Consider the following 23,690-nt stretch of genomic DNA (forward strand, 5'->3'; position numbering starts at 1 on the left):
GTTCTTCAATGAGGCAACGAAGCCATCAACCGGAGGTTTTCAGATGAGGCAACGAATCACTTTTCCCGGAGGTATTGCAATGAGGCAACAGGGAGAGGGAGAGGGAGATACCCGACGGCGTGACGCCAGGAGCCCCTGTCCCTTCGGAGGACCAGGCGTCTGGTCTTCGATCCCGCACAGCGTTAGTCTGGCCTGTAAATTTACCTAGCTTTCACAGAAGCCTGATCCACCCAATCATGTGAGGGGCATCGTGGCCGGATCGCTGCGCAAACGCGCTGAGTTCAGACTTGCGGCTGGTCTTCTGGCCTTGGGCCTGCTTTTGACCGCGTGCCAGTCCGGACCGCCGGAGCCCCCACGGCCGTCCCCCTCGGGCTCACCGGAGCCGTCTCGCTCGGTTTCACCGGAGCCGTCCCGGTCCCAGCAGTCCCCGGCTGGCACCGTGCACTTCACCGCCCAGGGGGATATGGGTGTGGGCTCGGGAGCCAAGAAGGTGCTCGACGTCGTCGCGGGACTCAAGCCTCAGCTGAATCTTGCCCTCGGGGACTTCACCTATGAGGCCGGAATCGAAGAGCAATTCTGCGATATGGTCACGGGCAAACTGGGCACCGAATTTCCTTACCAGCTCGTGACCGGAAACCATGAGAGCGACGGGCGCGAAGGCGACATCCAAAACTTCGTCCGGTGTCTGCCCAACAAGCTGCCCGGGCTGCAGGGGGAATACGGGACACAGTGGTACGCGGACGTCCCGGAAGAAAATCCCGTCGTCCGTTTCATCATGGTCTCGCCCGGCATCGACTTCCGGGACGGGCCCCTCGATTATTCAAAGGACAGCGAACGGTGGCGCTGGACCACCGACGCCCTCGACGCGGCAAAGTCGCAAGGTATCCCTTGGACAGTTGTCGGCATGCATGTCCCCTGCTTCAGCGTGGGCAAATATGACTGCCAGGCCGGCGAGGAATTAACCAATATGCTGATCGAGAAGAAAGTCGACCTGGTGCTGACCGGCCACGACCACGTCTATCAGCGGACACATCAACTGGGCGCTGGTTCCAGCTGTCCAGGCCTCGTGGCGGCCGCCTTCTCCGACGGCTGCGTGGCCGACTCCGACAGCAGCATGGTGCAGGGCGCAGGAACCGTGTTCGCCACCATCGGGGTCGGCGGGGTAGGGCTCTACGACGTCAACAGCACGGATGTGGAAGCCGGCTATTTTGCGACGTGGTCGGGCAGGAACCGGAACCCCTCCTTGGGCACACTTGACGTCACGGCGACAACCGGCGATTTGACCGCCAGGTTCGTTCCCGCCGAGGGCTACAGCCTCACGGACTCGTTCAGTATCCAGCGGAAATAGTGCGGTGCGTGTTCGACGCCGGATGCCCTGAGGACGCCGCCGACTCAATCGTCACGGGCGGATGTCCGGGCGTTCTTGCGGGCCTCTAAGCCGGTACCCACATGCTGATCCAGTCCAGAGAGACGTGGCCCTGGGTTTCGGGAGCAGGACAGATGGGCAGGCAGGACTCGGTCTGCAGGATAAAGTGCATCGGCGTCGAGGGTGCGTCAGTGGTAGTCGCACCGAGGGATCGCCCGTCGAGAAAAAACTCAACCCGTCCCGGGCTCCACTCCGTGGTGGCGACATGCCACGAGCTGACGGACTGGTCCGAGTCAAACTTGTCGAAGGCGTCGGCACCGGACCTTGCAAAATGCACCGCACCGTAAATAATCTTGGCGAGATCTCCTTCAGGAAAGTCGATCTCACCATCCCGCGGCCAGATGCCGCTGTCCGGCCACAGGAGCCACGCCGTCTTGAATCCGGGCATCGGATCAGCCCTGTAGCGCACGGAGTACCGCCCGTACAGGAGGCTGTTGGCACGTGGCGGGTTAGCGCTGGAGTTTGGAATTTTGGGCGTGGGCGCCGCCCCCATGGAGATCCCGTTTTCCGAGCGCAGGAACCAGTCCAAGGCGCCGTTTTGAACGCTGAGCACCTTCGACGGGTAGTAGCCGGATTTGCCGCCACTGACTTGTCCTGCCGTGTCCGGCGTCCCGTCCTTGTAACCCGCGCTCCACCGCTCCTGGTAGAGGGGGCCCGGGAAGGCGCCCAGCGGGACGTCGCCGGCGGAGAAATCCTCCACGAATACATGTTTCCACCCGGGCAGATCCCCGCTCTGTGCCAGATCTGTTGTCCGGATCGGGGCCGGGGTAGGGGTAGGGGTCGGGGTAGCGGTAGGGATCGATCTGAGGGCTGAACCGGGCGCGGCGCTGAAAGGCCGCTCAACCCGAGGAGCGGGGCCGGCCCCGCAACCCAGTAGAACAAGGACGACAGCGGGAACGAGCATTAACCGGGAGTTGCGGAGGCGCCGGGTACTGCTCCGGGCGGCGCCCCCTTGAACGGGTGTCCGCATGCGGTCAGTCTTGCATGTACGGAGCCGGGCAATCAACTGATTTTGTCAGGTATCCGGTGTCCCACGCTGGTCCACGAGGGTCCGGAGTTCGAGAAGTGGATGCTTCAACTAAACCCAAGGTTTCCGAAAGGTGCCGGGACCAGTATTTATCAGGGGGAATTTTACTTAATTGCCTACAATCCACCAGCGAAATAGCTGGGCTCTCGGGTCCATGCTCAGGGGGAAGCTGTGGTTTGGGGCAGCAGACAACGTCATTGAGTGGTGAGGCTGATGTCCATCCCAAATCTCAAACCCAAGTTGCGCCCCCAAACGACGCCGCCCCAGTCTGGCCCATCAGTGAGCGTGGTGATTCCCACCCTCAATGAGGCCATGAATCTTCCCTGGGTGCTTCGCCGGATGCCGACGTATGTCGACGAAGTTGTGATCGTCGACGGCCGTTCCCTGGACAGTACCGTTGACGTCGCCCGGGCGTTGCGCCTGGACGTCGTCGTTGTTGCCGAGCCCCGAGCCGGCAAAGGCAACGCGGTGCGGGCCGGATTCGCCGCGGCGTCAGGCGACATCATCGTCATGCTGGACGGCGACGGCAGCATGGATCCGCAGGAAATCGGCTGGCTGGTGACACCCCTCCAGCACGAATACGATTTCGTCAAGGGCTCGCGCTACGTCACGGGCGGCGGCTCGGATGACCTGACCATCCTGCGGAGCTCGGGCAACCGCATGCTGACGTGGCTGGCCAACGCCGTCCTACACAGCGACTATTCGGATCTCTGCTACGGATACATAGCACTCCGCCGGGAATGCGTTGAGATCCTGGAGCTGCAGTCCGACGGCTTTGAAATCGAGACGGAGCTGATCGTGCGGGCTTCCAGGGCCGGCCTTCGGATCGCCGAGGTCCCCAGCCACGAGCTGTGCCGGATATCCGGGAAGTCAAACCTCCATACCTTCCGGGACGGGTGGCGCGTGCTGCGAACCCTCGCCCGTGAACGTATCAGTTGGGAAGCGCCCACCGCAGGAGCCCGGCCCGAGGCCCTGCGACGGGTGAAATACAAGTATCCGAGTGTCATGTTCCCGCACATCCCTACGGATCCCCAGAGCGTTCTGGGATTGCGGCCAGGGGCCTGAGATGTCCCAGATCGCAGGGTTTCCGACGATTTCTGTAGTTATCTGCTCCTACGCGGAGGAGCGTTGGGATCTGTTAATGGGCGCTCTGGACTCGGTCCGGGCCCAGACTCATCCCCCGCAACAGACGATCGTGGTTGTTGACTACAACATGGATCTTTACAAGCGACTCATCTTCACGGTGTCGGACGTTGTCATCGTCGAAAACAGCGGACCCAAGGGCCTCTCCGGCGCGCGCAACACCGGAGCGGGGGTCGCGAACGCCAGAATAGTGGCCTTCCTCGACGACGACGCCGAAGCCGGCCCGGATTGGCTCGAACGCATGGCTGCCATGTACGACGATCCGGACGTTCTGGCGGTGGGTGGCCGTGTTGAGCCGCTGTGGAAGGCCGGCCGCCCAGGGTACTTCGCTGAAGAACTGGACTGGATCGTCGGCTGCACCTACCGGGGCATGCCCAAGGTCGCTGCTGAGGTCCGCAACGTCATCGGGGCGAACATGTCTTTCCGGGCCGATGTCCTCGACCGCGTCGGGGGGTTCAACACGTCATTGGGCCGCCAGGACGCCGTTCCCCTCGGATGTGAAGAGACCGAGCTCTGCATACGGGCGGTCATGGGCGCCCCTGGCTCCCGGATCGTCTACGAACCCGCGGCTCTCGTGCATCACCATGTTCCCGCGGAGCGTGGCAGCTGGCGGTACATGCTGGCGCGGTCCTGGTCCGAAGGCACCTCCAAGGCACAAGTGAGCCGGATTGTCGGCCACAAGCGCGCCCTTGGCCCTGAACGGCGTTATGTCCGGCAGGTCTTGCCGCGCGCCGTTTTTGCCGGAATCCGTGACTGGATCCGGGGCAAGGACGCCGCAGGCCTGAGCCGGGCGGGCGCAATCATCGCAGTGCTCGCATCCACGGCCTCCGGGTACGTTCGCGGACGCCGCCTGCCGCCGCCTCCTGAAACAAGCGTGGTGTCACAGGACGAGCTGTGGAGAGAAGTCCAGTGATTCAGATGCGCGTACCCCTATACATCGCCGTCCCGAAGATTGCCGTTGCGGCAGTCCTGACGTCAGGAAGATCCCGACATGAGCCAGTCTGAAAGAGACGTCATCCAGCACTCCGGCGCCGCCAGCGGGGCCGGCTTCGACATCCATGGCGTGGTGGGCATTGAGGTGGCACCCGGAACGCCTGGTGAGTCGCAGTTGCGGGACATGCTTGCCCCCTTCCTGGGGAAATCCGTCGCGTCCCGGCGGCTATCCATCAGCGAGCAAATTTCGCCGGTCTCCGGTCAGTCGCATGCGGAAGACTCTTATCGCTTCACTGAGGACTCGCTCTACCTCCCCGGCGACCGCGTCCAGATCATCGAAACGCCGGAAGGCTACCGGATCGAGGGCAGCGGTGAGTTGCTGACCGCGGTGATCCCTTTGCTGGACCGGCTATGCGTCCAGGAAGAGACCGCGATGATCCATGCCGCGGTTGTCGATTTCCGCGGTTCGGGCGTTCTGCTGCCGGCATGGGGCGGAGTCGGGAAAACAAGCACCGTGGCAAAACTTGTTGCCATGCCGGATGTCCGTTTCATGGCGGACGACTGGGCCTTCCTGGGCGCTGGCGGCATGCTCATGGGGTACGCGAAGCCCATGTTCATCAAGCCACACCACCGGGCCATCTACCCCGAACTGTTTCACGGAACACGCAAGCCGTTGGCTCCGGGCTGGCTCACCACCCCCGTGGCCCATCTGGCCACCGCTGTCCACCCCGTGATTGTGCGCTACCCCAAGACTGCCGCTTTCACCAGACGCTGGTCTCCCGAACACCGGATGGTGCACCCGGAACAGGTCTTCGGCCCGGAGCGGATCTCATCAGCGGCACCGGCCCAGCTTGCCATCTTCCTCGAGCGTTTCGACGGGGCGGAAGCACGGCTCGAAGCCCGCAGCGTCGACTGGATGACGTCCCGCATTGTCGGGAACTTCCATTCCGAGCTCCCGATGGTTTCCCGCCGGCTCGTCGAGGCTTTGGGGGCGTCCGGGCTGGTCCCCCTGGCGGAACATTTCGGCGAGAAGGCCGCCGTGGTGCGGCGGGCCCTGGAAGACGTGCCGTGCTCGCTGCTTCGTCTCCCTGTCTCGTGGTCCGCGGACCAGGCCTCAGATTTCGTCGCGAACGTGGTGCGTTCAAAGCTCGACGGGTGAGGTGGGGGACGTGGTCGAACTTGATGTGTCGGTGATCGTTCCGGCGCGAAACGCCGCCGCGTGGCTGGGCGAGTGCCTGGAGTCCATCACCGGTCAGGGTCCGCGCGAGGTCATCGTGGTCGATGGCTGTTCAACCGACGACACGGTCGCGATCGCGCGCTCCTTCGGTGCGCAGGTCATTTCGGATGAGGGCCGGGGCCTGCCTGCAGCACGAATGCTGGGTGTCCAGAGCGCCCACTGCGACGTCGTCACCTTGATAGACGCCGACGTCGTCCTCCCGCCGGGCAGCCTGGAGCGGCTGCTGGGCGAATTCGAAACGGGCGGCTTCGACGGTCTGCAGTTCGGGCTGGCCAGCGAGGCCGACGGGCCCGGCTACTGGGGATCGGCCCTGGCCTGGCACCACAACCACAGCCGGGTGCGGTCATGGTTCGGCGTCTGCGCCACGCTCATACGCCGGGACCTATTGCTTTCGGTCGGATTCGATGACTCCTTCCGCTCCGGCGAGGATGTTGAGTTGCGGATCCGTCTGGAAAAGGCCGGTTATCGGCTTGGAGTGTCCCCCACGACAGTGGTCCGGCACCGGTTTGCCGACACCTTTGACGGGGCGCGGGACCAATGGGAGCAGGACGGCGCCGGAATGGCGCGTACCATCCGCAAACATCCACGCCGTGCAGGCTGGATGGTTGCGCTTCCCCTGCTGGCGACCGTCCGGGGGGTGGGAATGTCCCTTGTTCGCGCACCCCGATACTTGCCGTATTGGCCGGGCTTCTTCCTCTATAACTACCGATCTATGATCGGTGAGATCCTGCGCCCGGCAGGCCAGCCGCTCTCCGTTGGCGGAAACGCGGCTTGGCTGGCCGCTGCCAGGGTGGCCCCCATGCTCACGGGTTTCCTCTTCTGGGCCCTGGTGGCTCTCGTACTTCCCCCCGCCCAAACTGGTTTGGGGTCGGTGGTGATATCGGCGGCACTCCTGACGGTGCAATTGGGTATGTTCGGCGTTGGACCGGCCACATTGACCCTCCTGCCCGCGGAATCGGACGGCGGCCGCCGCCTCATCGCCACCAGCCTGCTTACCGTTGGGACCTTCTCACTTGCGGTGGCCGGAGGACTTGCAGCAATAACACACTCCTTCGGTTCCGGGGTCGGCGAGGCCTGGAACGACCCGCTGGTCACAGCCCTATTCCTCGCCACGGCTGTCTTCGCCGCCGTCGCTTATCAGCTGGACCATATCGGCGTCGCCCAGGAGCGCGCCGACCGCGCACTCACCCGCAGCATCGTGCAGAGCATCGTCCAGCTCGCCGTGGTGGCACTCGCCTTCGTGCTCGGAATCCACGAACTGTCGGTAGTGGTCGGCGCAGTTGCAGCTGGTGCCCTGGCTAGTGTGGTGGTGGGACTGCGCCAACTCCGCCGCGCCAGTGTCTCCCCCGACTGGCGGCACGGGCTGCGGCCCCGGCACGCCCTGAAACTCTTGAAACCCGGGCTGCCAAACCACGCCCTGATGCTTGCCGACCGGGCACCCGGCTACCTGCTGCCCCTGATCGTGGCAGCAACGCTTGGCCCAGCGGCGACAGCGGCCTGGTACATCGTCTGGATGATGGCCTCGGCTGTGTTCTTCGTGCCGCAGTCCGCCGGCTTTTCTCTCCAGACGGCGCTGGCCGGAACGCGTTCCAGGCCCGGCCTCGTCGTGTCCGCCATCCGGGCCAGCCTCCTGCTCACTCTGGTGGCCGGCGGACTGCTGATCTTTGTCGGGCCCCTCCTGCTCCGTTTTCTTGGGCGGGATTATGCCTCGGTCTGGGTGCTGATTCCCATTCTCGTCCCGGCGCTCCTCCTGAGCTGCGTCACCCAGGTCTACTACGGGTTGTGCCGGGCCCAAGGGCGTCTTTTGGAATCCACATCGGTCGCCGTCGTGGCCGCGGCCCTGGTGCTGGGGCCGGCTCCCGCCGTCGCCCAATTACACGGCCTCACCGGCGTCTCCCTGCTCTGGTCCGTCGCACAATCTGTGGTGGCTCTGGTTGCCGGCTGGCGCCTGATAGCACTGACCCATACCAAGGCCTCTTCCGCGGCCGTCCAGATTCCTTCGTCGGCGCGCCAAGAGCCGACCGGAATGGAGACACTATGACTCACGAAACTGCAGCAGCAACTGTCCCCCGGACTACCCGGGACGCCCTCTATGACGATGTCCGGCGCGCTGGTGCGAAACCGCCCGCCGGCACCGGCTCCGGATTGACTCCCGCCTGGCGCATCGGCGCGCTCGGCGCCCTCGGCGCTGTATCCCTGATTCTCGGAATCTGGAGCCTGAGCACGGTCGATCCCCGGCAGATCGGCGGTTCCGGCCTCATTGGAGCACTGCCCCCCACTTATTTCGTGGCCCTCGCCCTCAGCCTGGTCGGATTCGTCGCCGCCCTGAACCTTCCCCGGTTCAATGCGGTCCTCCAGACCTGGCAGATCTTGGTCACGGTGCTGATCCTGCATGGCGCCGACCCGATCATCCATGGCCTTCCGCGGCTCGAGGCAAGTTACCGGCATCTCGGGATTGCCGACACGATTGCCCAGTCCGGGCAGCTGGACCCGACGTTGGACGCCTACTTCAATTGGCCGGGCTTCTTCAACCTGTTGGGAATGCTCTCGGGCGCGACCGGCGTGAAGGACCTGATGGGCGTGGCCACGTGGGCACCGGTCGGAGTCAACATAATCCTCCTCGCTCCACTGCTGGCACTGGCGACGAAGCTGACTGCCCATCGCCGCCAGGCCTGGGCCGCAGTGTGGCTCTTCTATTTGACCAGCTGGGTTGGCCAGGACTACCTGGCGCCGCAGGCTTACGCCTTCGTGCTGCTGGTCACCCTCATCGCCTGCATCCTCAGTAGCTTCACCGGGTGGGCATGGCGGACGGACCGGAACCGCTTCACCGTCGCTTTGGCGCGGATCGTCGGCAGGCTGGACACCGTCAGTCCCCGGCAGGGACTCGCGGTTCCATCCCGAGGAAATGCGGCCATTCTCGTCGTGGTCTGTTCGGTGCTCCTCTTCGCCATGACCGCTTCACACCAACTGACTCCCTTCGCGGCAATCCCGATTCTGGCCGCCTTAATGCTGACCGGCCGCCTGCGGCTCCGCTTTCTTTCCGTTCTAGCGGTGATGCTGCCGGTGGGATGGCTGGTCTTTCCGGCATCAGCGTATTTGCAGGGACACTATGTCGAGCTGTTTAGCTCGTTTGGCGACATCGGCGCAAACACCTTCGGCACGCTGAGCACAAGAGTCTCCGGCAGCAGCTCCCACATGTTTGTGGTCTACACCCGCCTGGCCGAGGTGGCGCTGCTGTGGCTACTGGCTGCAGTGGGTGCCGTGGTGGGCCGACGACGGAGGGCGCCCTGGCTCACGGCCGCGGTATGTGCGCTGGCGGTGCTGGTCCTCGTCCCGGTCCAGCCCTACGGAGGCGAGCTGCTGCTTCGGCTCTACCTCTTCAGCCTGCCGTTCACGGTGTGCCTGGCGGTGCTTCCGCTGATGTCGGACAAGCCCAATGGGCCGGGTCTGCGACGCGGCATCGCCCTCTTGCTGCTGGGGGCTGTTCTCGCCACGACCACCATCGTGACCAGATACGGCAACGACATCATGGAGAGCTTCACTACCCACGAAATCGCCCTTGTTAACCGACTCTACGAGACCGCACCCGCCGGGTCCGTGCTCATCGAAGCCGTGCGCAATACACCCTGGAAGTTCCAGCACTACTCCGGATACGACTACCGGGCGCTGGCTCCAGCCGAACCGAGGCCTGGGGCAAACCCGCTGACGTGTGAAGCCGCCAATCAAATAGCCGCCCGTTCCGGGGCCTACCTGATCGTCACGGTGAGCCAGCTTCACGCCGCCGAACTGCGCGGCTCAACGCCCCTAGGGGACCTGCAGAACTTCGTCGCCACGTGCGGCACCAGCCCCGGCTGGACGAGGGTTGCCGAGAACGACGACGGCGTGATCTTCCATATTGAAGGAGCAAGAAATGGCAATTGAACGACGTTACGTAGGCTTTGCGACGGCCGCCGTCGCGATAGCCGCCGTGCCGCTGTCATTTTTCGGCCCCGAGGGCCTCCGCCTGGCCGTCATCGGGCTGCTGATGCTCGCCGGCCCGGGAACGGCTCTGGTGCTGCTGCTCCGGTTCGGTCCGCCGCCCTCCGCGCAGAGCAGTGGAGCGCTGCCTCTGGCCGTCGCCATCGCCATTGCCTTCAGTCTCGCGATGTCCACCCTCGTATCGACGGCGATGGTCTACGCACGTCTCTGGTCACCTCCGGCAGGCGTGTGTCTCCTGTCCCTCGTCACACTTGGCTTGCTGGCCCTCGAGGCCAACCGGTCCCGCGTCTCCCCGGCAGGTGCAAAATGATGGTTTTCCTGACCGGGCTGGCTGCCATCACCTCGCTGGTGACCTGCGATGTATTGCGGGTATTGAATCCCGACAAACCACTCCCGCGGGCCGCGGCCTATGCGACGGCGGCTCTTCTTTCCGTAGCAGGTGTCTCGGTAGTCGCGCAGCTGATGCGCCTTCTGTAAGCGGTACCAGTCTGCCCATGCCGCTGGGCCAGTTCGCACCCGTCGAACTACTGACAGTAATCAACAACTGATACTGAGAGTAAATCAATGAGAACACTTAAAGCACTCAGCACTGCGGGAACGTTAGGGCTGCTCGTAGCCGGTTCCCTTGTTTTTGGTTCGGCCCAGGCCGCTACCGCGGCAACCTGCAGTCCCGCGCCGAAAGTCTCCTATCCGGGAAGCGTCGTATTGGCGACGGGCTTTGAAACCGGCAGCTTTTGCGGCCTTGTTCCGAAGGTGTCGGGAACCGGCACGGCGACTCTTTCGAGTACGTCGCCGCACACCGGGTCCAAGTCAGCCAAACTGCATGTGACCACCGATTCCGGTTCCCTCGCGAATTTTTCCACCCCTTCCTTCCCCTCGGGCACCAAGACCGCCTACGCAGACGGCTGGTTCAATATCACCGCCGCCGGGGTCTCCGGCAACGATGTACCGTACTTCCGGTTCTTCTCAGGCAGCACCCGGATCGCCGATATCTACCGGTACAACAGCAACGGGCAGCTGTGGCTGCGGGTCACCTCACCCAGCGGGTCGTTCGTCTACACGAAGCTGATCGCCGGAAGCATCTCCATGACGGCCTGGCATCACGTCACCATGCGTGTCACGACAAACGGCTCAAAATCAACGGTCCAGGTGTGGTTTGACGGGGTGCAGAAATACTCCAGCAGTGCAGTCAGTATGGCCGCCACCAGCCTGAGCAAGGTTCAGCTGGGGGCCGAGCACAACCGGCAGAAGGGCGATGAGTACATCGACGACGTCGTCATCACGCGCTCGCCCTGACCGCAGGAGCCTGCCGGTCTGAGCGGTATGCCGGTCCTGCACAGCTGTCGTGCACAGTTACGAAGGTCGGTGGCCGGGGAGATTCCCCGCCACCGCCCTTCGTCCGCGTTCGAACAGCCCTAGGCTGACTTGGCCGATTTCACGAACGCACTGATCTTGGCCAGGTCTTTGACACCGCGGGTTGATTCGACGCCGGAGGACACGTCAACGCCCCAAGCCCCGGCCTGTTCCGCCGCGTCGGCAACATTGGCGGGATCCAGCCCCCCGGCCAGCAGCCAGTTCCGGCCTTCCAGCCCCTTGGCCCGGACGGACGAATAATCCCATGCCTCGCCGGAACCGGGCACCGCGGCGTCGATGAGCAGCAGTTCCTCACCCCAACTGGCAAACGCCTCCGCGCCTGCGTCCATGGTCACCGCCCGGATGACGTTCAGGCCGGCGTCGTGCACGGCCTGCACGTCCGCCGGGGTGCGGTCGCCATGCAACTGGACCCAGTCCAGCCCCGCTTGGCGGGCCAGGGCGACGGTGTCCGCCGCGCGCTCGTGCCGGAAGACGCCCACCGCGGCAACCCCGCCGGGAACATGCGCCAGAAGTTCCCGGGCTTGCGCCGGGGTCACTTCACGGGGGCTGCGCGTCAGGACGAAACCGACGGCGTCAGCCCCGGCCGCGACCGCAGTCCGCACCGACTCAGGGGTACTGAGTCCACACACTTTGACGAACATTTGGCTCCTTCTGCAATGCTGCTGACTCTGACGTTAGCAAGATGCGGCAGCCGGCGGGGTGTTACGTGTTTCCGTCGCCTGCCGTGCGGGCTGCTGCCCCACCGGGTCGGCGGATAGGCTGGGGCGATGGAGATCATCCGCTACGCCGAGCTGAAAGCCCAACCCTGGCGCAACGGCGGCGGGGTGACCCGCGAACTGGCCCGGCGCCCGAAGCCTGCCGCAGAGGCCGCCACTGTTGATGCCGGTGGGCAGGACAGCGCATGGGACTGGCGGGTCAGCATCGCTGAGGTCTCCAAAGCCGGTGCCTTTTCCGCCTTCCCCGGCATGGACCGGGTACTCACCGTGATCGAAGGCGAACTCCTGCTCCTGAGCGTCGACGGTGCCGAGCATCCGCTGGAGAAATACCGCCCTTTCCGGTTTTCGGGGGACGCAGACTCCGCCGGCGCACTGCCCACCGGCGACATCCGGGACCTGAACGTCATCACCCGCAACGGCAGCTTCAAGGGCTACACCTCCATCATCGAGCTTTCCAAGAAGCGGGCGCATCCCGTGTTCGAGGGCCAGTTCGGCATCCTGCTACAGGGCCAGGCCACGGTAAGCCCCGGCACTGCGGGCTCCGAACCGGGCGTGGCGCCTGGCACAGGGTCAGCCGCCGTCACGGCGCCGGCTGCCGCCGTCGAGTCCCAGCCGCTGAACCGCTACGACGCCGTCGTCGGCTCTGACGCGGCGACGCCGGAAATCCTGGGCCGCGGCTTCCTCGCCGTCGTCTCGATCGACCGGGTTGCTGGGTAGCCGGGTGGCTGGGTAGCTCCAGCGGGCTAGCTTTCCGCCGTCTTCACGCGGGCGGCGCCCTGCACGGACGAGTGTGTCCCGGCCTTCACGCACCCGGTCTTCTGCCACCCGGCGTAGGGGTTGCTATTCTGGATCCCAGGGCCCCTTCTCCGGGCCTCCGGACGACGGTTCAGTACCCGGCACGCGACAAGACTGGCCACGGGAGCCGTCATGCCATGGATCATCCTCATATTCTCCGGGGCGCTCGAAGCCGTCTGGGCCGCCGCCCTGCACCGCACCTCGCAGGCCACGGGCCGCCGGCGGCTGCTTCCGGCCGTGATCTTCCTCGTCTCCGTCCTCGCCAGCACCGGCGGCCTGGCCATCGCGATGCAGACCATTCCGACCGGCACAGCTTATGCGGTGTGGGTGGGGGTCGGCGTCGTCCTGACCTCCGGCTACGCGATGATCACCAAAGTTGAACGCGCGACGGCGGCGCGGATCCTGCTGCTCGGCGGGATCGCCGCGTGTGTGGCCGGCCTGAAGCTGGTGGCGTGATCATGGCAACCAAACCGGTGCCGGGATCAGCAACCAGCTGGCTCTTCCTGCTCGCCTCTGCCGTACTGGAAGCGGTCTGGGCCACGGCCTTGGGCCTTTCCGACGGGTTCAGCCGGCCGCTGCCCACCGCGGTCTTCGCCGTGGCGGCCACGCTGAGCATGGTGGGGCTGGGCCTTGCTGTGAAGCGCATTCCGCTCGGGACGGCTTATGCCGTCTGGGTGGGGATCGGCGCGGCCCTGACGGTCGCCTGGGCGATGGCGAGCGGCGTCGAGCCCGCCAGCCCGCTGAAACTGCTCTTCCTGGCAGGGATTGTGGGCTGCGCGGCGGGACTGAAACTGCTGCCGGCCGGGGAATCCACGGCTTACCCGACGCTCCCGCCCAGTTAGTCCGTACCCGGACGGGTTGTCCGGGGCGACACGCCGTGGCTGCGGCCCGCCCGCGGGAAGCAACCGGGCGGGAGCGTTGGAATACGCCGGAACGCGCCGGGGTTGGGGGTAGAAACAGCGAATGGAGATCCAGATGAACGCGGCAGCATCAGTCCAGCTCGGCGACGGACTCAGAGTCACCCCCCTCGGATTCGGCGGCATGGCCCTGACCCCGGTGTACGGGGAGGTGGACCCGGCCGAGGCCCTGCGGACCCTGCACCACGCGGTGGATGCCGGCGTCAGCTTCATCGACACGGCGGACATCTACGGCGGCGGCAGCAACGAGGAGCTGATTGCCCAGCTGCTCAAGGAACGCCGCGGCGAAGTCCAGCTGGCCACCAAGTTCGGCCTCGTGGGCACACCGTCGGCCGGATACACGGACATCCGGGGCGACGGCGCCTACGTGCGGCAGGCCGTGGACCACAGCCTGCAACGGCTGGGCACCGACTCGATCGACCTGTACTACATGCACCGCCGTGACCTCCGCGTTCCGATAGTGGAAACCGTGGAGGCCATGGCGGGGCTGGTGCAGGCCGGCAAGGTGCGGCATCTTGGCCTGTCCGAGGTGACGGCCGAGGAGCTGCGTGTTGCCAGCAGCATCCACCCGATCGCCGCGGTCCAGAGCGAGTGGTCCATCTGGAGCCGCGATGTGGAACGCAACGTTGTTCCCGCCGCGGCCGAACTCGGGGTGGGCTTTGTGCCCTATTCGCCGCTGGGCCGGGGATTCCTCACCGGCACCGTGGACGCCTCAACGCTGGGCAGCAACGACTTCCGCCGCAACATCCCGCGCTTCGCCGCGGACGCCGCCGACGCCAACCAGGCCGTGGTGGCCGCCGTGCGGGCTGTCGCCGCAGAGCTCACCGTCGCCGGGCGCAGTGCAACACCGGCCCAGGTGGCCCTGGCGTGGCTCCTCGCGCAGGGCCGCAAGCTGGGCCTTCCCGTGGTCCCCATCCCCGGCACGCGCAAGGCGGACCGGATCGACGAAAACCTGGGCGCCCTGGCCCTGGACTTCACCGCAGCGCAACTCGAGAAGCTCGACGCCGCTGCGGACGCCGTCGTCGGCTCCCGCTCCGCGGACCCCAACTGGGTGTCCGAGGGCCGTGAATAGCGCCTCCGTAGACTGTTGCCCATGGACTCGCTCATTCACTCTTTACGTGACATCACCATCCGCCGGATTTCGGTCGGCGAGATGGACAACAACGTGTATCTGCTCACCAGCAAGGCATCCGGCGCGCAGCTCCTGATCGATGCGGCCGATGATCTGGCCGCCATCCAGGGGCTGCTCGCCGATGCCGCCGCGGATACTTCCGCGACGCCGAAGCTGGCGCTGATTGCCACCACGCACCAGCACTGGGACCACGTCCGGGCGCTGCCGGGCCTGGTGGAAGCCACCGGTGTGAAAACGGCGGCCGGGACGGACGATGCCCCGGAGCTGCCGGTGCCGGTGGATGTCCTGCTGGAGCACGGGGACGTCAGCAACTTCGACGGATTCGACGTGACGGCAGTGCACCTGCGCGGCCATACCCCGGGGTCGATCGCCCTCGTGTACCAGGACCCGGAGGGCCCGGCCCACATCTTTTCCGGCGACTCGCTGTTCCCGGGAGGAGTGGGCAACACGCAGAAGGATCCTGAGCGGTTCAACCAGCTGATCGCCGATGTGGCCGAGCGGCTGTTCGACGTTTATCCGGATGACACCGTGGTGCATCCGGGCCACGGCAAGCCGACCACCCTGGGAGCGGAACGCCCGCACCTGTCCGAGTGGCGCGCCCGCGGCTGGTAGCTTTGCGCTGCGCTTCTAGATTTGCGCTGCGCCTAATGCCGGCCGCTACGGGAATTCCCGTAGCGACCGGCATTTTGCGTATCGCCAGCTAGTTTGTGTCGCGGAAACCGAAACCGTTAGCGGCTGCGGCGTTCGTTCGACGCCGGTGCGGACGCGCGGCGGGGGCCGCCGCTGCGTGCCGGACGGCCTTCGCCGGAGCGGCCGTTGCCGCCGCCTGCGTAAGAGCCCCCGGAGGTGCCGCCGGTGTTGGATGACCAGACAGCCGCGTTGGCTCCGGCCTTGCTTGCTCCGGTCTTGCTTCCAGCGGGGGCGCCGGCGGCTGCACGCTGGCCCGTTGCCGGACGTCCGCCGCGCTGGCCTCCAGTCGAAGCACCCGTGCGGGGTGCGCCGCTTCGCGGTGCGCCGCTGCGGGGAGCCGAAGCGCCCCGGGCGTCGCTGCGTCCTTCTGCGGCGCGTCCGTCCGAGCCGCGGCCCGCCGAGGCGCGGCCGCCTGCCGCCGGTACATCGTTGCGGTGAGTGCCATAGGACGTTGAGCGGCCGCGGGTGTTGCGGCGCTCGGCGCGCTCGGCATCCACGCGGTCCTCGTTCTTCTCGATGACACGCTCAGCAGCGTTGCGCGCGGCAGCCTGGCCTTCGTAGGCCACGGCACGGCGCTCGGCACGGGGAAGATCGGTGCGGGGAGCCTCGGTTCCGACCCGTCCCCGTCCGCCACGTCCACCGCGGCCACCCGCGGTGGGTGCAGCCTGGGTGGTGCGGCGGGCGCGCTTGCGCTCGGCGTTGGCACCGGTGGAGCTGCCGCCGCCCTGGTTGGACTTGGCGGCCAGCAGTGCGGCGCGGGTGCGGGGATCGATCTTGTCGGCCATTTCGCCAACCAGCTGGGCGACCAGCGGGGAGTTGGCGGTGACGCGCTCGAAGTTGACCTCGACGCCGGCAGCCTTCATGAGCTTCTTGACGTCCGACTGCTGCTCGGGCAGGGTCAGCGTGACCACGGTGCCGTCGGAGCCGGCGCGGGCGGTACGGCCCGAGCGGTGCAGGTATGCCTTGTGCTCCGTGGGCGGATCCACGTGGATGACCAGTTCGACGTCGTCGACGTGGACGCCGCGGGCTGCGACGTCGGTGGCCACCAGGACGCGGACCTCACCGGAGGAGAACTCGGCCAGGTTCCGGTCACGGGCGTTCTGCGAGAGGTTGCCGTGCAGATCGACGGCGGGGATGCCGGCGTCGGTCAGGGTCTTGGCCAGCTTGCGGGCGTGGTGCTTGGTGCGCATGAACAGCATCCGGCGGCCGGCACCCGAGGCGAGCTCGACGATCAGCTGCTTCTTGACGGTCTGGTCGTTGACGACGAGCACGTGGTGTTCCATGGTGGTCACCGCGGCCTGCGGATCGTCCACGGAGTGGGTCAGCGGGTTGGACAGGTAGCGCTGGACAATCTTGTCCACGCCGTTGTCCAGCGTGGCGGAGAACAGCAGGCGCTGGCCCTGGCTGGGGGTCATGTCCATGAGCTTCTTGACCACCGGCAGGAAGCCGAGGTCCGCCATGTGGTCGGCCTCATCCAGCACGGTGATCTCGACGGCCTCGAGGGTCAGGATGCGTTGGCGGATCAGGTCCTCCAGGCGGCCCGGGCAGGCGATGACGATGTCGACGCCGGCGCGCAGGGCCTTTTCCTGGCGGGCCTGGGAGATGCCGCCGTAGATCACGGTGGTGGTCAGGCCCATGGCCTTGGCCATCGGCTCGATGGTCGCGTTGATCTGGGTGGCAAGTTCGCGGGTGGGGGCAAGGACCAGGCCCATCGGGCGGCCGGGCTTGCGGAAGTGCTTGGCTTCCCGCTCGGCGAGTCGTGCCACAAGCGGGATGGCGAAAGCGATGGTCTTGCCGGAGCCGGTGCGGCCGCGGCCCAGGACGTCGCGTCCGGCCAGGGTGTCCGGGAGGGTCTTGACCTGGATGGGGAACGGTTCCAGGATTCCCTGTGCAGTCAGGGTGTCGGCGAGTGCCTTGGGCGTGCCGAGGGCAGCAAAAGTAGTCATAGAGTCAAAGGTCTTTCAGGCGGTATCCATGCGGATATCGGCCCCCGGTGCCGGTTGGCCCAGGGGTTCGCCGAAGAAAAGTCAGGTGATCAACCGGGCCGCTGCCAACCTTGCGGCAGTGGCGGCCGGGACCAAATAGAACGCGTTCATCGACGCAGGATGTGCCTCTCACATGAAAAAACCCACTTCCTGCGTAGGGACTCCGGGAGGAATCCAGCAGGGGAACCGGTTGATGAACCGGAACCGGTCAATCAAAACTGATCAAAACCTGATCAACCGAATCTAAAGTGGGCATCACTGCACATCAAGTTCCATCAGTCTATCATCCGGGCGGGGCTGGGCCCGCTTCCGGCCGCCGGGCCCCCCGAAACGGCTCCGACTGGAGCCTGCACCCGGAACGTTTTCGGCAGCCTTTCCGCACGGTGATTCCCTGTTCCCCTAACCCGGGCCGGACTGCCATCATGTGGGAAGCGACCAGGAGGAGAACCATGACGGGGCACCAGCACGACGGCGGCACGGACGAAGGCACAGCGGCGCAGCTGTGGGACGAGAGATACAGCAGCCGCGCCAAGGTGTGGAGTGGACGGCCGAATCCGCAACTGCTGGTCGAGGCGTCCGAGCTGCCGCCGGGCCGCGCCTTGGACCTGGGTTGCGGCGAGGGCGCCGACGCCATCTGGCTCGCCAGCCGGGGCTGGACCGTGACCGCACTGGATGTCTCCGCCGTCGCGCTTGAACGGGCCGCTGCCCATGCCCGGGAGACGGGTCACGCGGGAAGGATCGAGTGGGTGCGGCAGGATCTTGCCACGTGGGTGCCGGAACCGGTGTATGAGCTGGTCACCGCCCAGTTCCTGCACTCGACGCTGATGCCGTGGCAACAGGCGCTGCAGCTGGCCGCCGCTGCGGTGCGGACGGGCGGCACCTTGCTCGTGGTCGGCCATCACCCCGAGGGACTGCCGCCGTGGGGAAATCACCACCCAGGAAATCACCACTCAATCGAGAAGTACTTCACCGCCGAGGAGGTGGCACGGGAACTGGGGATCGAGGCTCCCGAGTGGCACGTCGACGTCGTGGAGAGCCGGCGCCGCAGTGCGACGGGCCCGGACGGCGAGGCTGCCGGGCTCATAGACGCCGTGCTGCGCGCCACCCGGCTCGCCGCCCGCTGAGCTCCGATTCCCGGTCCCGGCCATCGCGGGTGGCGGGCAATCTATTCGGGAGGCGCGCCCTGATCGGGAGGCGAGTCCTGATCCTCAGGGGATGGAACTGGTCCGAGGATGCCGGTGGGCGTCAGGTCCACATGTCCGGCGCCCGCGTTCGCTGGCTTGAAAATCCAGTGCTTGTAGAGGAGAAAATTCCATGAAGTGGTTGCGACCGTCGCGGCCACCTTGCCGATGGCGTAGGAGTGTCCGGAAGCTGCAATGAGATTGACCACCAGGTCTGTGGCCACGAGGTTGAAAACCACCAGGGTCCCATACTTCAGAAAGCTCAGCTGGGCCCGCGAGTTCGACTGGAAAGTGAACTTACGCTGGATGAAGAAATTGAACACGAGACTGGCCAGGAACGCGATTGGCGTGGCGATCCACAGATCAACCCCGCCCACTTGGTGCATCAGTGCAAGCAAACCGAGGTCGATTGCGAAGGAAGCCACTCCCACCACAAGGAACTTCACCAGGTGTCCGTTGCGCACTGAAGCCTGGACACGCCTCCGGAGCCTCGTGGAAGATTCCCGCATGATCTGACTACCGCCCGTGTGGTTGAATTGCCCGACGTTCCGTCATTCAGGACACCAAAAGAGTCTATGCCAGGCACCCCCTTGTCCATATCCAGCATCCAAGCGCGGCCGGACTATGCCCGCCGTTCGGCAAGAAAGACCAAGTAGGGTTAGGAACTGAACCGCCATCGAAACAGAGAGATGCCAACCCCCAGTGAAATCAGGAAAAGAGTCCCGGGGGCTCCTGCGCTTCCTCGCCCTGTTTGCCCTGGCTGGCCTGTTGACGACTCTTTGGTCCTTGGCCAGCCCGCTGATCTCCGTCCCGGACGAACAAGCCCACGTCATTAAGGCAGCAGCCGTGGTGCGCGGGCAGCTTCAGGGCGAATCCGGGGTGGCTCAAGGCGAACGGACACAGGTACTGGTTCCCCAGTACATTGCATCCACGGACAAGCTCCAGACCTGTTATGCAGGCAACGCTCTGCTAACGGCAGATTGCAGCCCCAGCCTCCCGTCCGACACCACAATGGTTCGCGCCCTCACGAGTGCCGGCAGCTACAACCCCATGTACTACGCGGTGGCGGGCATCCCCAGCCTCTTCATGTCCGGCGACGAAGCCGTCTATGCGATGAGAATTGTCAGCGGCCTGTTCACTGCCGCCTTCATTGCCGTGGCCCTGTTTTCCCTGAGTGGCCTGCGCCAGTGGAGGGCTCCGCTGTTCGTCGGAACATTCGCAATAACTCCAATGGTCCTGTTTCTCTCCGGGGCCGTGAATCCCAATTCCCTCGAAGTCGCAGCCTCCATGGCCATGTTCTGCGCGCTCTCCCTGACCTGGGAACGAGTCGAATCCAGGTCTTCCTGGAAGGTTCCCCTGGCGCTTGCCGCATTATCCGCTGTGGTGCTGGCCAACACCCGCGCCGCGTCACTGTTATGGCTGGCGTTGGGGGTGGCGGCTTCCTTGTTGATGTTCGGTTACCGGCCCATGGTCTCCGTGTTGCGGCACCGGTTTGTCTGGGCCATGGCAGCTGTAGTTGCAGTGGGCTGCGCACTGTCGCTGATCTGGCTGAGGTACGCCAACAGCCTTCAGAACCTAGTAGGGAATGGCTCTGACGACCCTCCGGTGCAGATCGTGGCGGTCATGCTCGATCGGACGTTCGACTTCGCAACGGGCTATGTTTCCTATCTGGGCTGGCTCGACACCCTGGGCCCGACGGGGGTGCTCGCCGTCTGGGCTGCCCTGATCATCGGTGCGGTGTGTGCAGCCTTGTCCATTGGCAACAGGCCCGGGCGGCTCGCAGTGGGCTTTCTCCTGACAGCGGTCGTCGTCCTCCCCCCGATCCTTCAGATTCCCCTGGCGAAGGACGTCGGCATCATCTGGCAGGGGCGCTACATCCTGGCGCTGGTTGTGGTGCTTATTGCGGCAAGCGGCATAGCCGTACGGTCCTTAACCGTTGGCCAGGCCGATTCTGCGCGCCGCGCCAGCGCCGTGCTGCTCACGGTAATGGTGTTCGGCCACTTCTACGCCTTCATAAACGGGATGCGCCGCTATGTCATCGGGCTGGAAGACCGATCCAATTGGAGTGACATGGTCACCGCACCCCGGTGGGAGCCACCTCTGGGATGGATTACCCTCACGGTGGCTTACCTGGCCGTACTGCTGGTGGCTGCCGTGCTCCTGCATCATTGGGTCTCAAGGCCTGCCGGGATGCTCCCGGAGGAATCCGGAGCCCACGCCTAGGACGCTGATCTGCCGGCGGCAGGCGCGGCCACGCGCGGGGCGACCACAACGGCGGCAACGCCGATGGCAGCGGTCAGCGCGAAGACCCCGGCAAAGGAGGCCGCCGTCGTCGTGAATGCGGCAAAGACGATTCCCGTGGTGGCGAGTGCCAGCGCGCCGCCGAGGGAATCGGAAATCGACATGGCCGAGCTGTTGAACCCTTCGGTGTCCTTGGTCGACAGGGCCAGGGTCATCACGCTCAGCCGCGGGTACATCAGCCCCATGCCCCCGCCGGCAAACAGCCACCCCGTGATCGCGACGGCGGCCGGCCAGCCGAGCACGGTGGTCACCAGAGCCAGGACGACGGCGCCGAGCACCAGCCCCGCACCGATCCGGACCGCGCGCCGGTGGTCCAGACGGGGTCCGAGCCGGCCCTGGATGGCGGACGCCGCGGCCCATGCGAGGGCCCCGCCGGTGAGGGTGAGGCCGGCAAAGGTCGGTGCGAAGACGTAGCGTTCGACCAGCAGGTAGGGCAGGTACACCTCGGCGCCGAAGAACGCCGCCGAGGCCAGCCCGCGGGTGAGGATCACGCTGGGGAGCCCGCGGCGGGCCGTGAGCGTGCCGCGGGGCACGAGGGGTCGGACGGCGACGAGCGCCACGGCGACGGCGGCTGCCGCGAGCACGCCGCCGGCGACCGGGACCTCGGCGGACAGGTTCAAGCCCAGCACGGCGAGCGCGGCCAAGGCTGCCCAGGCCAGCCGCCCATAGCCCCACGGCGCCCAGCCCGGCTTGGACGCCGGCTTGCCCTCGGCCGACTCGCCCGCGGGGGTGCCGTGCAGTCCGCGCAGGGCCGGAACGATCATGAGCAGCGCCGGCACCACCAGGCCCACGACGCCGAGGAAGACCCAGTGCCAGCTGGCGAGCTGGGCCACGAGTCCGGCGGCGAAGGGGCCCACGAGGGAGGGGATCACCCAGGCGGCGGCAAACGCGGCGAAGATCTTCGGGTGCAATACCGGCGGATAGATCCGGGCCACCACGACGTAGAGGGCCACCGTCATGGCGCCGCCGCCGAGGCCCTGCACCAGCCGGCCGGCCACCAGGGCGGCCATGCTCCCGGCCGTTCCGGCGATCAGGAGGCCCAGCACGAACAGGGCCACGGAGGCGTACAGGGGTCCGACCGGACCCCGCCGGTCGGACCAGTTGCCGGCAGCCACCATACCGATGACCCCGGTGGCGAGAGGACCGGCGAACGCCAGTGCGTAGAGCCCGGCGCCGTCCAGCTCGCGGCTGACGACCGGCATGATGGTGGTGACCGCCATGGACTCGAAGGCGGCCAGGAACACCAGGGCGCAGGCGCCTAGGGTCACCAGCAGGTAGCTGCGGTGGAAGATGCCGGCCGATTCCGGGGCCGGGGCGGGGGCGGTACGGGGCAAGGGCGTGGCCTGATCGATAGTCGTGGACGCAACCGTAGGACCTCAACGAAAGTTCAGGTCACGGCCCGTCCTCCTGCGGTTTCGCCGGGGAGTTTTCGGCGAAGCTTGGGTGGAGGCTAAAGGGGAAGCATGCCACAGCTGGCGGGCGGCGCGCACCACGTGGTGAGTATCGGCGAGGTGTCCGAGCGCAGCCGGTGTGGCGCCGTCGGCCCTGCATTTCTACGAACGAAACGGGCTGATCTCCTCCACCCGCAACTCCGGCAACCAGCGGCGGTCCCGGCCCCTAACGCTGGGAGCCCACTCCCAAGTAGCTGGCAATAGTTGTCGTTCTGGGCGCGCGGAACGACAACTATTGCCAGCCAGTTGGGCTAACCCTGCGCGTCGAGGCCAAGGGCGGGGACGACGACGGCGCCACTGGCCGTCGAGTCCGGGTTCAGCATCCAGCCCACCCGTTTGACGGTGCTGAGCATCACGACGCTCTCGGCCAGCTCGATGCCCGGCACCCGCTGCCGCAGCGCCAGTTCGGCATTCATCACCTCCGCCAGCGAATGCAGCCACATGATGATCACGAAATTCGTCCGGCCCGTGGTGGAGGCGCTCAACCGGACGTTGCGCAGGCCGCGGAGCTGCGTCGCGGCGGCCTCGTGCTGGCCCGCCGGGACGTTGGCGAACCACTGGCATGTGACCGGAAAGCCCGAATACTTCTGCGCCACCTCGCACCGGAAGGACAGCATTCCGCTGGCCAGGACCCGGTTCAGCTGGCGCTGCACCGTGGCGGGGTGCCGGCCCAGGGCGCGGGCGATTTCGGCCGACGTCGAACGCCCGTCCCGGGACAGGAAAGGCAGCAGGGCGAGATGGCTGGCGGGCAGCGGCGGACCGACGGTTTTCGCCGGCAGCAGCCCCGCGGCTTCCGGACCCGCCAGCGCACGAAGCGCCGCCTGCTGGGAGCGATCCAGGACGTTGAGCCGCCAGGCGTCGCCGCCGCTGTGCAGCCGGGTGCAGAGCGCGGTCTGGTACTTCAGCAGCCCATTGATGTCCTTGAACCGGGCCACGACGTCGGCGCTGAACTCCTCCAGGGAGGGCGTGATCACGGTCAGCATCAGGTCGCGGTTGCTCGCGGCCTCCTCGACGGTCACCACCTCGGGAAGGGCGGCGAGCGCGGCCGTGACCTCGGCCCGTCGGTGCATCTCGCAGTCGATATCCACGAAGGCCAGACACATCTGCTTCGGATCCCCGATCAGGTGGGCCGTCACCCAGGAGGCACCGGCTGAGCGCAGTCGCTCCCAGCGGGCCGCGAGTGTGGTGGCGTGGACGCCCAGGACGTCCGAGGCGTCCTGCCAGCTCATGCGCGGAGCTATCTGCAGCGCATTGATGAGCGCCAAGTCTTCCTCGCTGAGCTCCATTGCACCTCCAAACCTTCGCCGCTGCGTGAAAACGCAATATTTGCCCTGTCTTCTGCATTATTCCAGCGAGTCAGTGGAATGTGAGGCGCGCCACTGCAAAATGGAGCGAGGAAGAAAA

At 66.0% G+C, this 23,690-nt stretch carries 23 protein-coding genes and 1 riboswitch; of the genes, 17 read left to right on the forward strand and 6 right to left on the reverse strand.

Annotation, left to right across the window (positions count from 1 at the left end):
* Positions 1-439 precede the first annotated feature (439 nt).
* Complete coding sequence (locus tag ABIB26_RS17245; protein WP_354245768.1) at positions 440-1,348, forward strand: metallophosphoesterase; 909 nt, start codon at positions 440-442, stop codon at positions 1,346-1,348.
* A gap of 85 nt (positions 1,349-1,433) precedes the next feature.
* Here ABIB26_RS17245 and ABIB26_RS17250 read toward each other — a convergent pair whose 3' ends face one another.
* Positions 1,434-2,126, reverse strand: a complete 693-nt coding sequence (locus ABIB26_RS17250; RefSeq protein ID WP_354245771.1) for a glycoside hydrolase family 16 protein — start codon at positions 2,124-2,126, stop codon at positions 1,434-1,436.
* A 612-nt stretch (positions 2,127-2,738) separates the two neighbouring features.
* Here ABIB26_RS17250 and ABIB26_RS17255 point away from each other — a divergent pair.
* The 8 genes from ABIB26_RS17255 to ABIB26_RS17290 all read left to right on the forward strand — a co-directional run bounded on the left by ABIB26_RS17255 (position 2,739) and on the right by ABIB26_RS17290 (position 11,040).
* Entirely contained in the window at positions 2,739-3,518 is a 780-nt protein-coding gene (locus ABIB26_RS17255) for a glycosyltransferase family 2 protein (RefSeq protein ID WP_354245773.1), read from the forward strand.
* A gap of 1 nt (position 3,519) precedes the next feature.
* Entirely contained in the window at positions 3,520-4,509 is a 990-nt protein-coding gene (locus tag ABIB26_RS17260) for a glycosyltransferase family 2 protein (RefSeq protein ID WP_354245776.1), read from the forward strand.
* A 78-nt stretch (positions 4,510-4,587) separates the two neighbouring features.
* Positions 4,588-5,688, forward strand: a complete 1,101-nt coding sequence (locus tag ABIB26_RS17265) for a hypothetical protein (RefSeq protein ID WP_354245779.1) — start codon at positions 4,588-4,590, stop codon at positions 5,686-5,688.
* 10 nt (positions 5,689-5,698) lie between these two features.
* Entirely contained in the window at positions 5,699-7,807 is a 2,109-nt protein-coding gene (locus tag ABIB26_RS17270; RefSeq protein ID WP_354245781.1) for a glycosyltransferase, read from the forward strand.
* A complete protein-coding gene (locus tag ABIB26_RS17275; protein WP_354245783.1) occupies positions 7,804-9,687 on the forward strand; it encodes a hypothetical protein in 1,884 nt (627 codons plus the stop codon). The genes ABIB26_RS17270 and ABIB26_RS17275 overlap by 4 nt, the downstream gene beginning before the upstream one ends.
* Positions 9,677-10,054, forward strand: a complete 378-nt coding sequence (locus ABIB26_RS17280) for a hypothetical protein (protein WP_354245786.1) — start codon at positions 9,677-9,679, stop codon at positions 10,052-10,054. The genes ABIB26_RS17275 and ABIB26_RS17280 overlap by 11 nt, the downstream gene beginning before the upstream one ends.
* Positions 10,051-10,221: a hypothetical protein gene (locus ABIB26_RS17285; protein ID WP_354245787.1), complete on the forward strand. Its 171-nt coding sequence runs from the start codon at positions 10,051-10,053 to the stop codon at positions 10,219-10,221. The genes ABIB26_RS17280 and ABIB26_RS17285 overlap by 4 nt, the downstream gene beginning before the upstream one ends.
* A gap of 348 nt (positions 10,222-10,569) precedes the next feature.
* On the forward strand, positions 10,570-11,040 hold the full coding sequence (locus tag ABIB26_RS17290; RefSeq protein WP_354245789.1) for a hypothetical protein: 471 nt from the start codon (positions 10,570-10,572) through the stop codon (positions 11,038-11,040).
* Positions 11,041-11,159: 119 nt separating this feature from the next.
* Here the strand turns inward: ABIB26_RS17290 and ABIB26_RS17295 are convergent, their stop codons facing one another.
* Positions 11,160-11,759: a phosphoribosylanthranilate isomerase gene (locus ABIB26_RS17295; RefSeq protein ID WP_354245792.1), complete on the reverse strand. Its 600-nt coding sequence runs from the start codon at positions 11,757-11,759 to the stop codon at positions 11,160-11,162.
* Between the two features lie 126 nt (positions 11,760-11,885).
* Between ABIB26_RS17295 and ABIB26_RS17300 the strand changes: the two genes are divergently transcribed.
* The 5 genes from ABIB26_RS17300 (at position 11,886) to ABIB26_RS17320 (ending at position 15,290) form a co-directional block, all read left to right on the forward strand.
* The gene (locus tag ABIB26_RS17300; protein WP_354245795.1) at positions 11,886-12,551 is read left to right on the forward strand and encodes a HutD/Ves family protein; all 666 of its coding nucleotides are present in this window, start codon (positions 11,886-11,888) and stop codon (positions 12,549-12,551) included.
* 135 nt (positions 12,552-12,686) lie between these two features.
* Positions 12,687-12,752, forward strand: a riboswitch (guanidine-III (ykkC-III) riboswitch).
* Between the two features lie 9 nt (positions 12,753-12,761).
* Positions 12,762-13,085: a DMT family transporter gene (locus ABIB26_RS17305; RefSeq protein WP_354245797.1), complete on the forward strand. Its 324-nt coding sequence runs from the start codon at positions 12,762-12,764 to the stop codon at positions 13,083-13,085.
* A 2-nt stretch (positions 13,086-13,087) separates the two neighbouring features.
* Positions 13,088-13,471 carry a DMT family transporter gene (locus ABIB26_RS17310; protein ID WP_354245800.1) on the forward strand — a complete coding sequence of 128 codons (384 nt, stop codon included), beginning with the start codon at positions 13,088-13,090 and terminating at the stop codon, positions 13,469-13,471.
* A 121-nt stretch (positions 13,472-13,592) separates the two neighbouring features.
* Entirely contained in the window at positions 13,593-14,618 is a 1,026-nt protein-coding gene (locus ABIB26_RS17315) for an aldo/keto reductase (RefSeq protein ID WP_354245803.1), read from the forward strand.
* A gap of 21 nt (positions 14,619-14,639) precedes the next feature.
* Positions 14,640-15,290: an MBL fold metallo-hydrolase gene (locus tag ABIB26_RS17320; RefSeq protein WP_354245806.1), complete on the forward strand. Its 651-nt coding sequence runs from the start codon at positions 14,640-14,642 to the stop codon at positions 15,288-15,290.
* 116 nt (positions 15,291-15,406) lie between these two features.
* On the opposite strand, the gene ABIB26_RS17325 is transcribed toward ABIB26_RS17320, so the two are convergent.
* A complete protein-coding gene (locus ABIB26_RS17325; protein ID WP_354245809.1) occupies positions 15,407-17,314 on the reverse strand; it encodes a DEAD/DEAH box helicase in 1,908 nt (635 codons plus the stop codon).
* 488 nt (positions 17,315-17,802) lie between these two features.
* On the opposite strand from ABIB26_RS17325, the gene ABIB26_RS17330 reads away from it, so the two are divergent.
* Positions 17,803-18,477, forward strand: a complete 675-nt coding sequence (locus ABIB26_RS17330) for an SAM-dependent methyltransferase (protein ID WP_354245812.1) — start codon at positions 17,803-17,805, stop codon at positions 18,475-18,477.
* A 41-nt stretch (positions 18,478-18,518) separates the two neighbouring features.
* Here ABIB26_RS17330 and ABIB26_RS17335 read toward each other — a convergent pair whose 3' ends face one another.
* A complete protein-coding gene (locus ABIB26_RS17335) occupies positions 18,519-18,980 on the reverse strand; it encodes a GtrA family protein (protein ID WP_354245815.1) in 462 nt (153 codons plus the stop codon).
* A gap of 256 nt (positions 18,981-19,236) precedes the next feature.
* Between ABIB26_RS17335 and ABIB26_RS17340 the strand changes: the two genes are divergently transcribed.
* The gene (locus ABIB26_RS17340) at positions 19,237-20,757 is read left to right on the forward strand and encodes a DUF2142 domain-containing protein (protein WP_354245818.1); all 1,521 of its coding nucleotides are present in this window, start codon (positions 19,237-19,239) and stop codon (positions 20,755-20,757) included.
* Here ABIB26_RS17340 and ABIB26_RS17345 read toward each other — a convergent pair.
* Positions 20,754-22,169 carry an MFS transporter gene (locus ABIB26_RS17345; protein WP_354245821.1) on the reverse strand — a complete coding sequence of 472 codons (1,416 nt, stop codon included), beginning with the start codon at positions 22,167-22,169 and terminating at the stop codon, positions 20,754-20,756. The genes ABIB26_RS17340 and ABIB26_RS17345 overlap by 4 nt on opposite strands.
* 196 nt (positions 22,170-22,365) lie before the next feature.
* Here ABIB26_RS17345 and ABIB26_RS23775 point away from each other — a divergent pair, with 196 nt between their 5' ends.
* Positions 22,366-22,626, forward strand: a complete 261-nt coding sequence (locus ABIB26_RS23775) for a hypothetical protein (protein WP_502913698.1) — start codon at positions 22,366-22,368, stop codon at positions 22,624-22,626.
* Here the strand turns inward: ABIB26_RS23775 and ABIB26_RS17355 are convergent.
* Complete coding sequence (locus tag ABIB26_RS17355) at positions 22,538-23,572, reverse strand: Lrp/AsnC family transcriptional regulator (RefSeq protein ID WP_354245824.1); 1,035 nt, start codon at positions 23,570-23,572, stop codon at positions 22,538-22,540. The genes ABIB26_RS23775 and ABIB26_RS17355 overlap by 89 nt on opposite strands.
* Positions 23,573-23,690 lie beyond the last annotated feature (118 nt).

This window comes from Arthrobacter sp. UYEF20, assembly GCF_040546335.1.
Classification (GTDB): Bacteria; Actinomycetota; Actinomycetes; order Actinomycetales; family Micrococcaceae; genus Arthrobacter.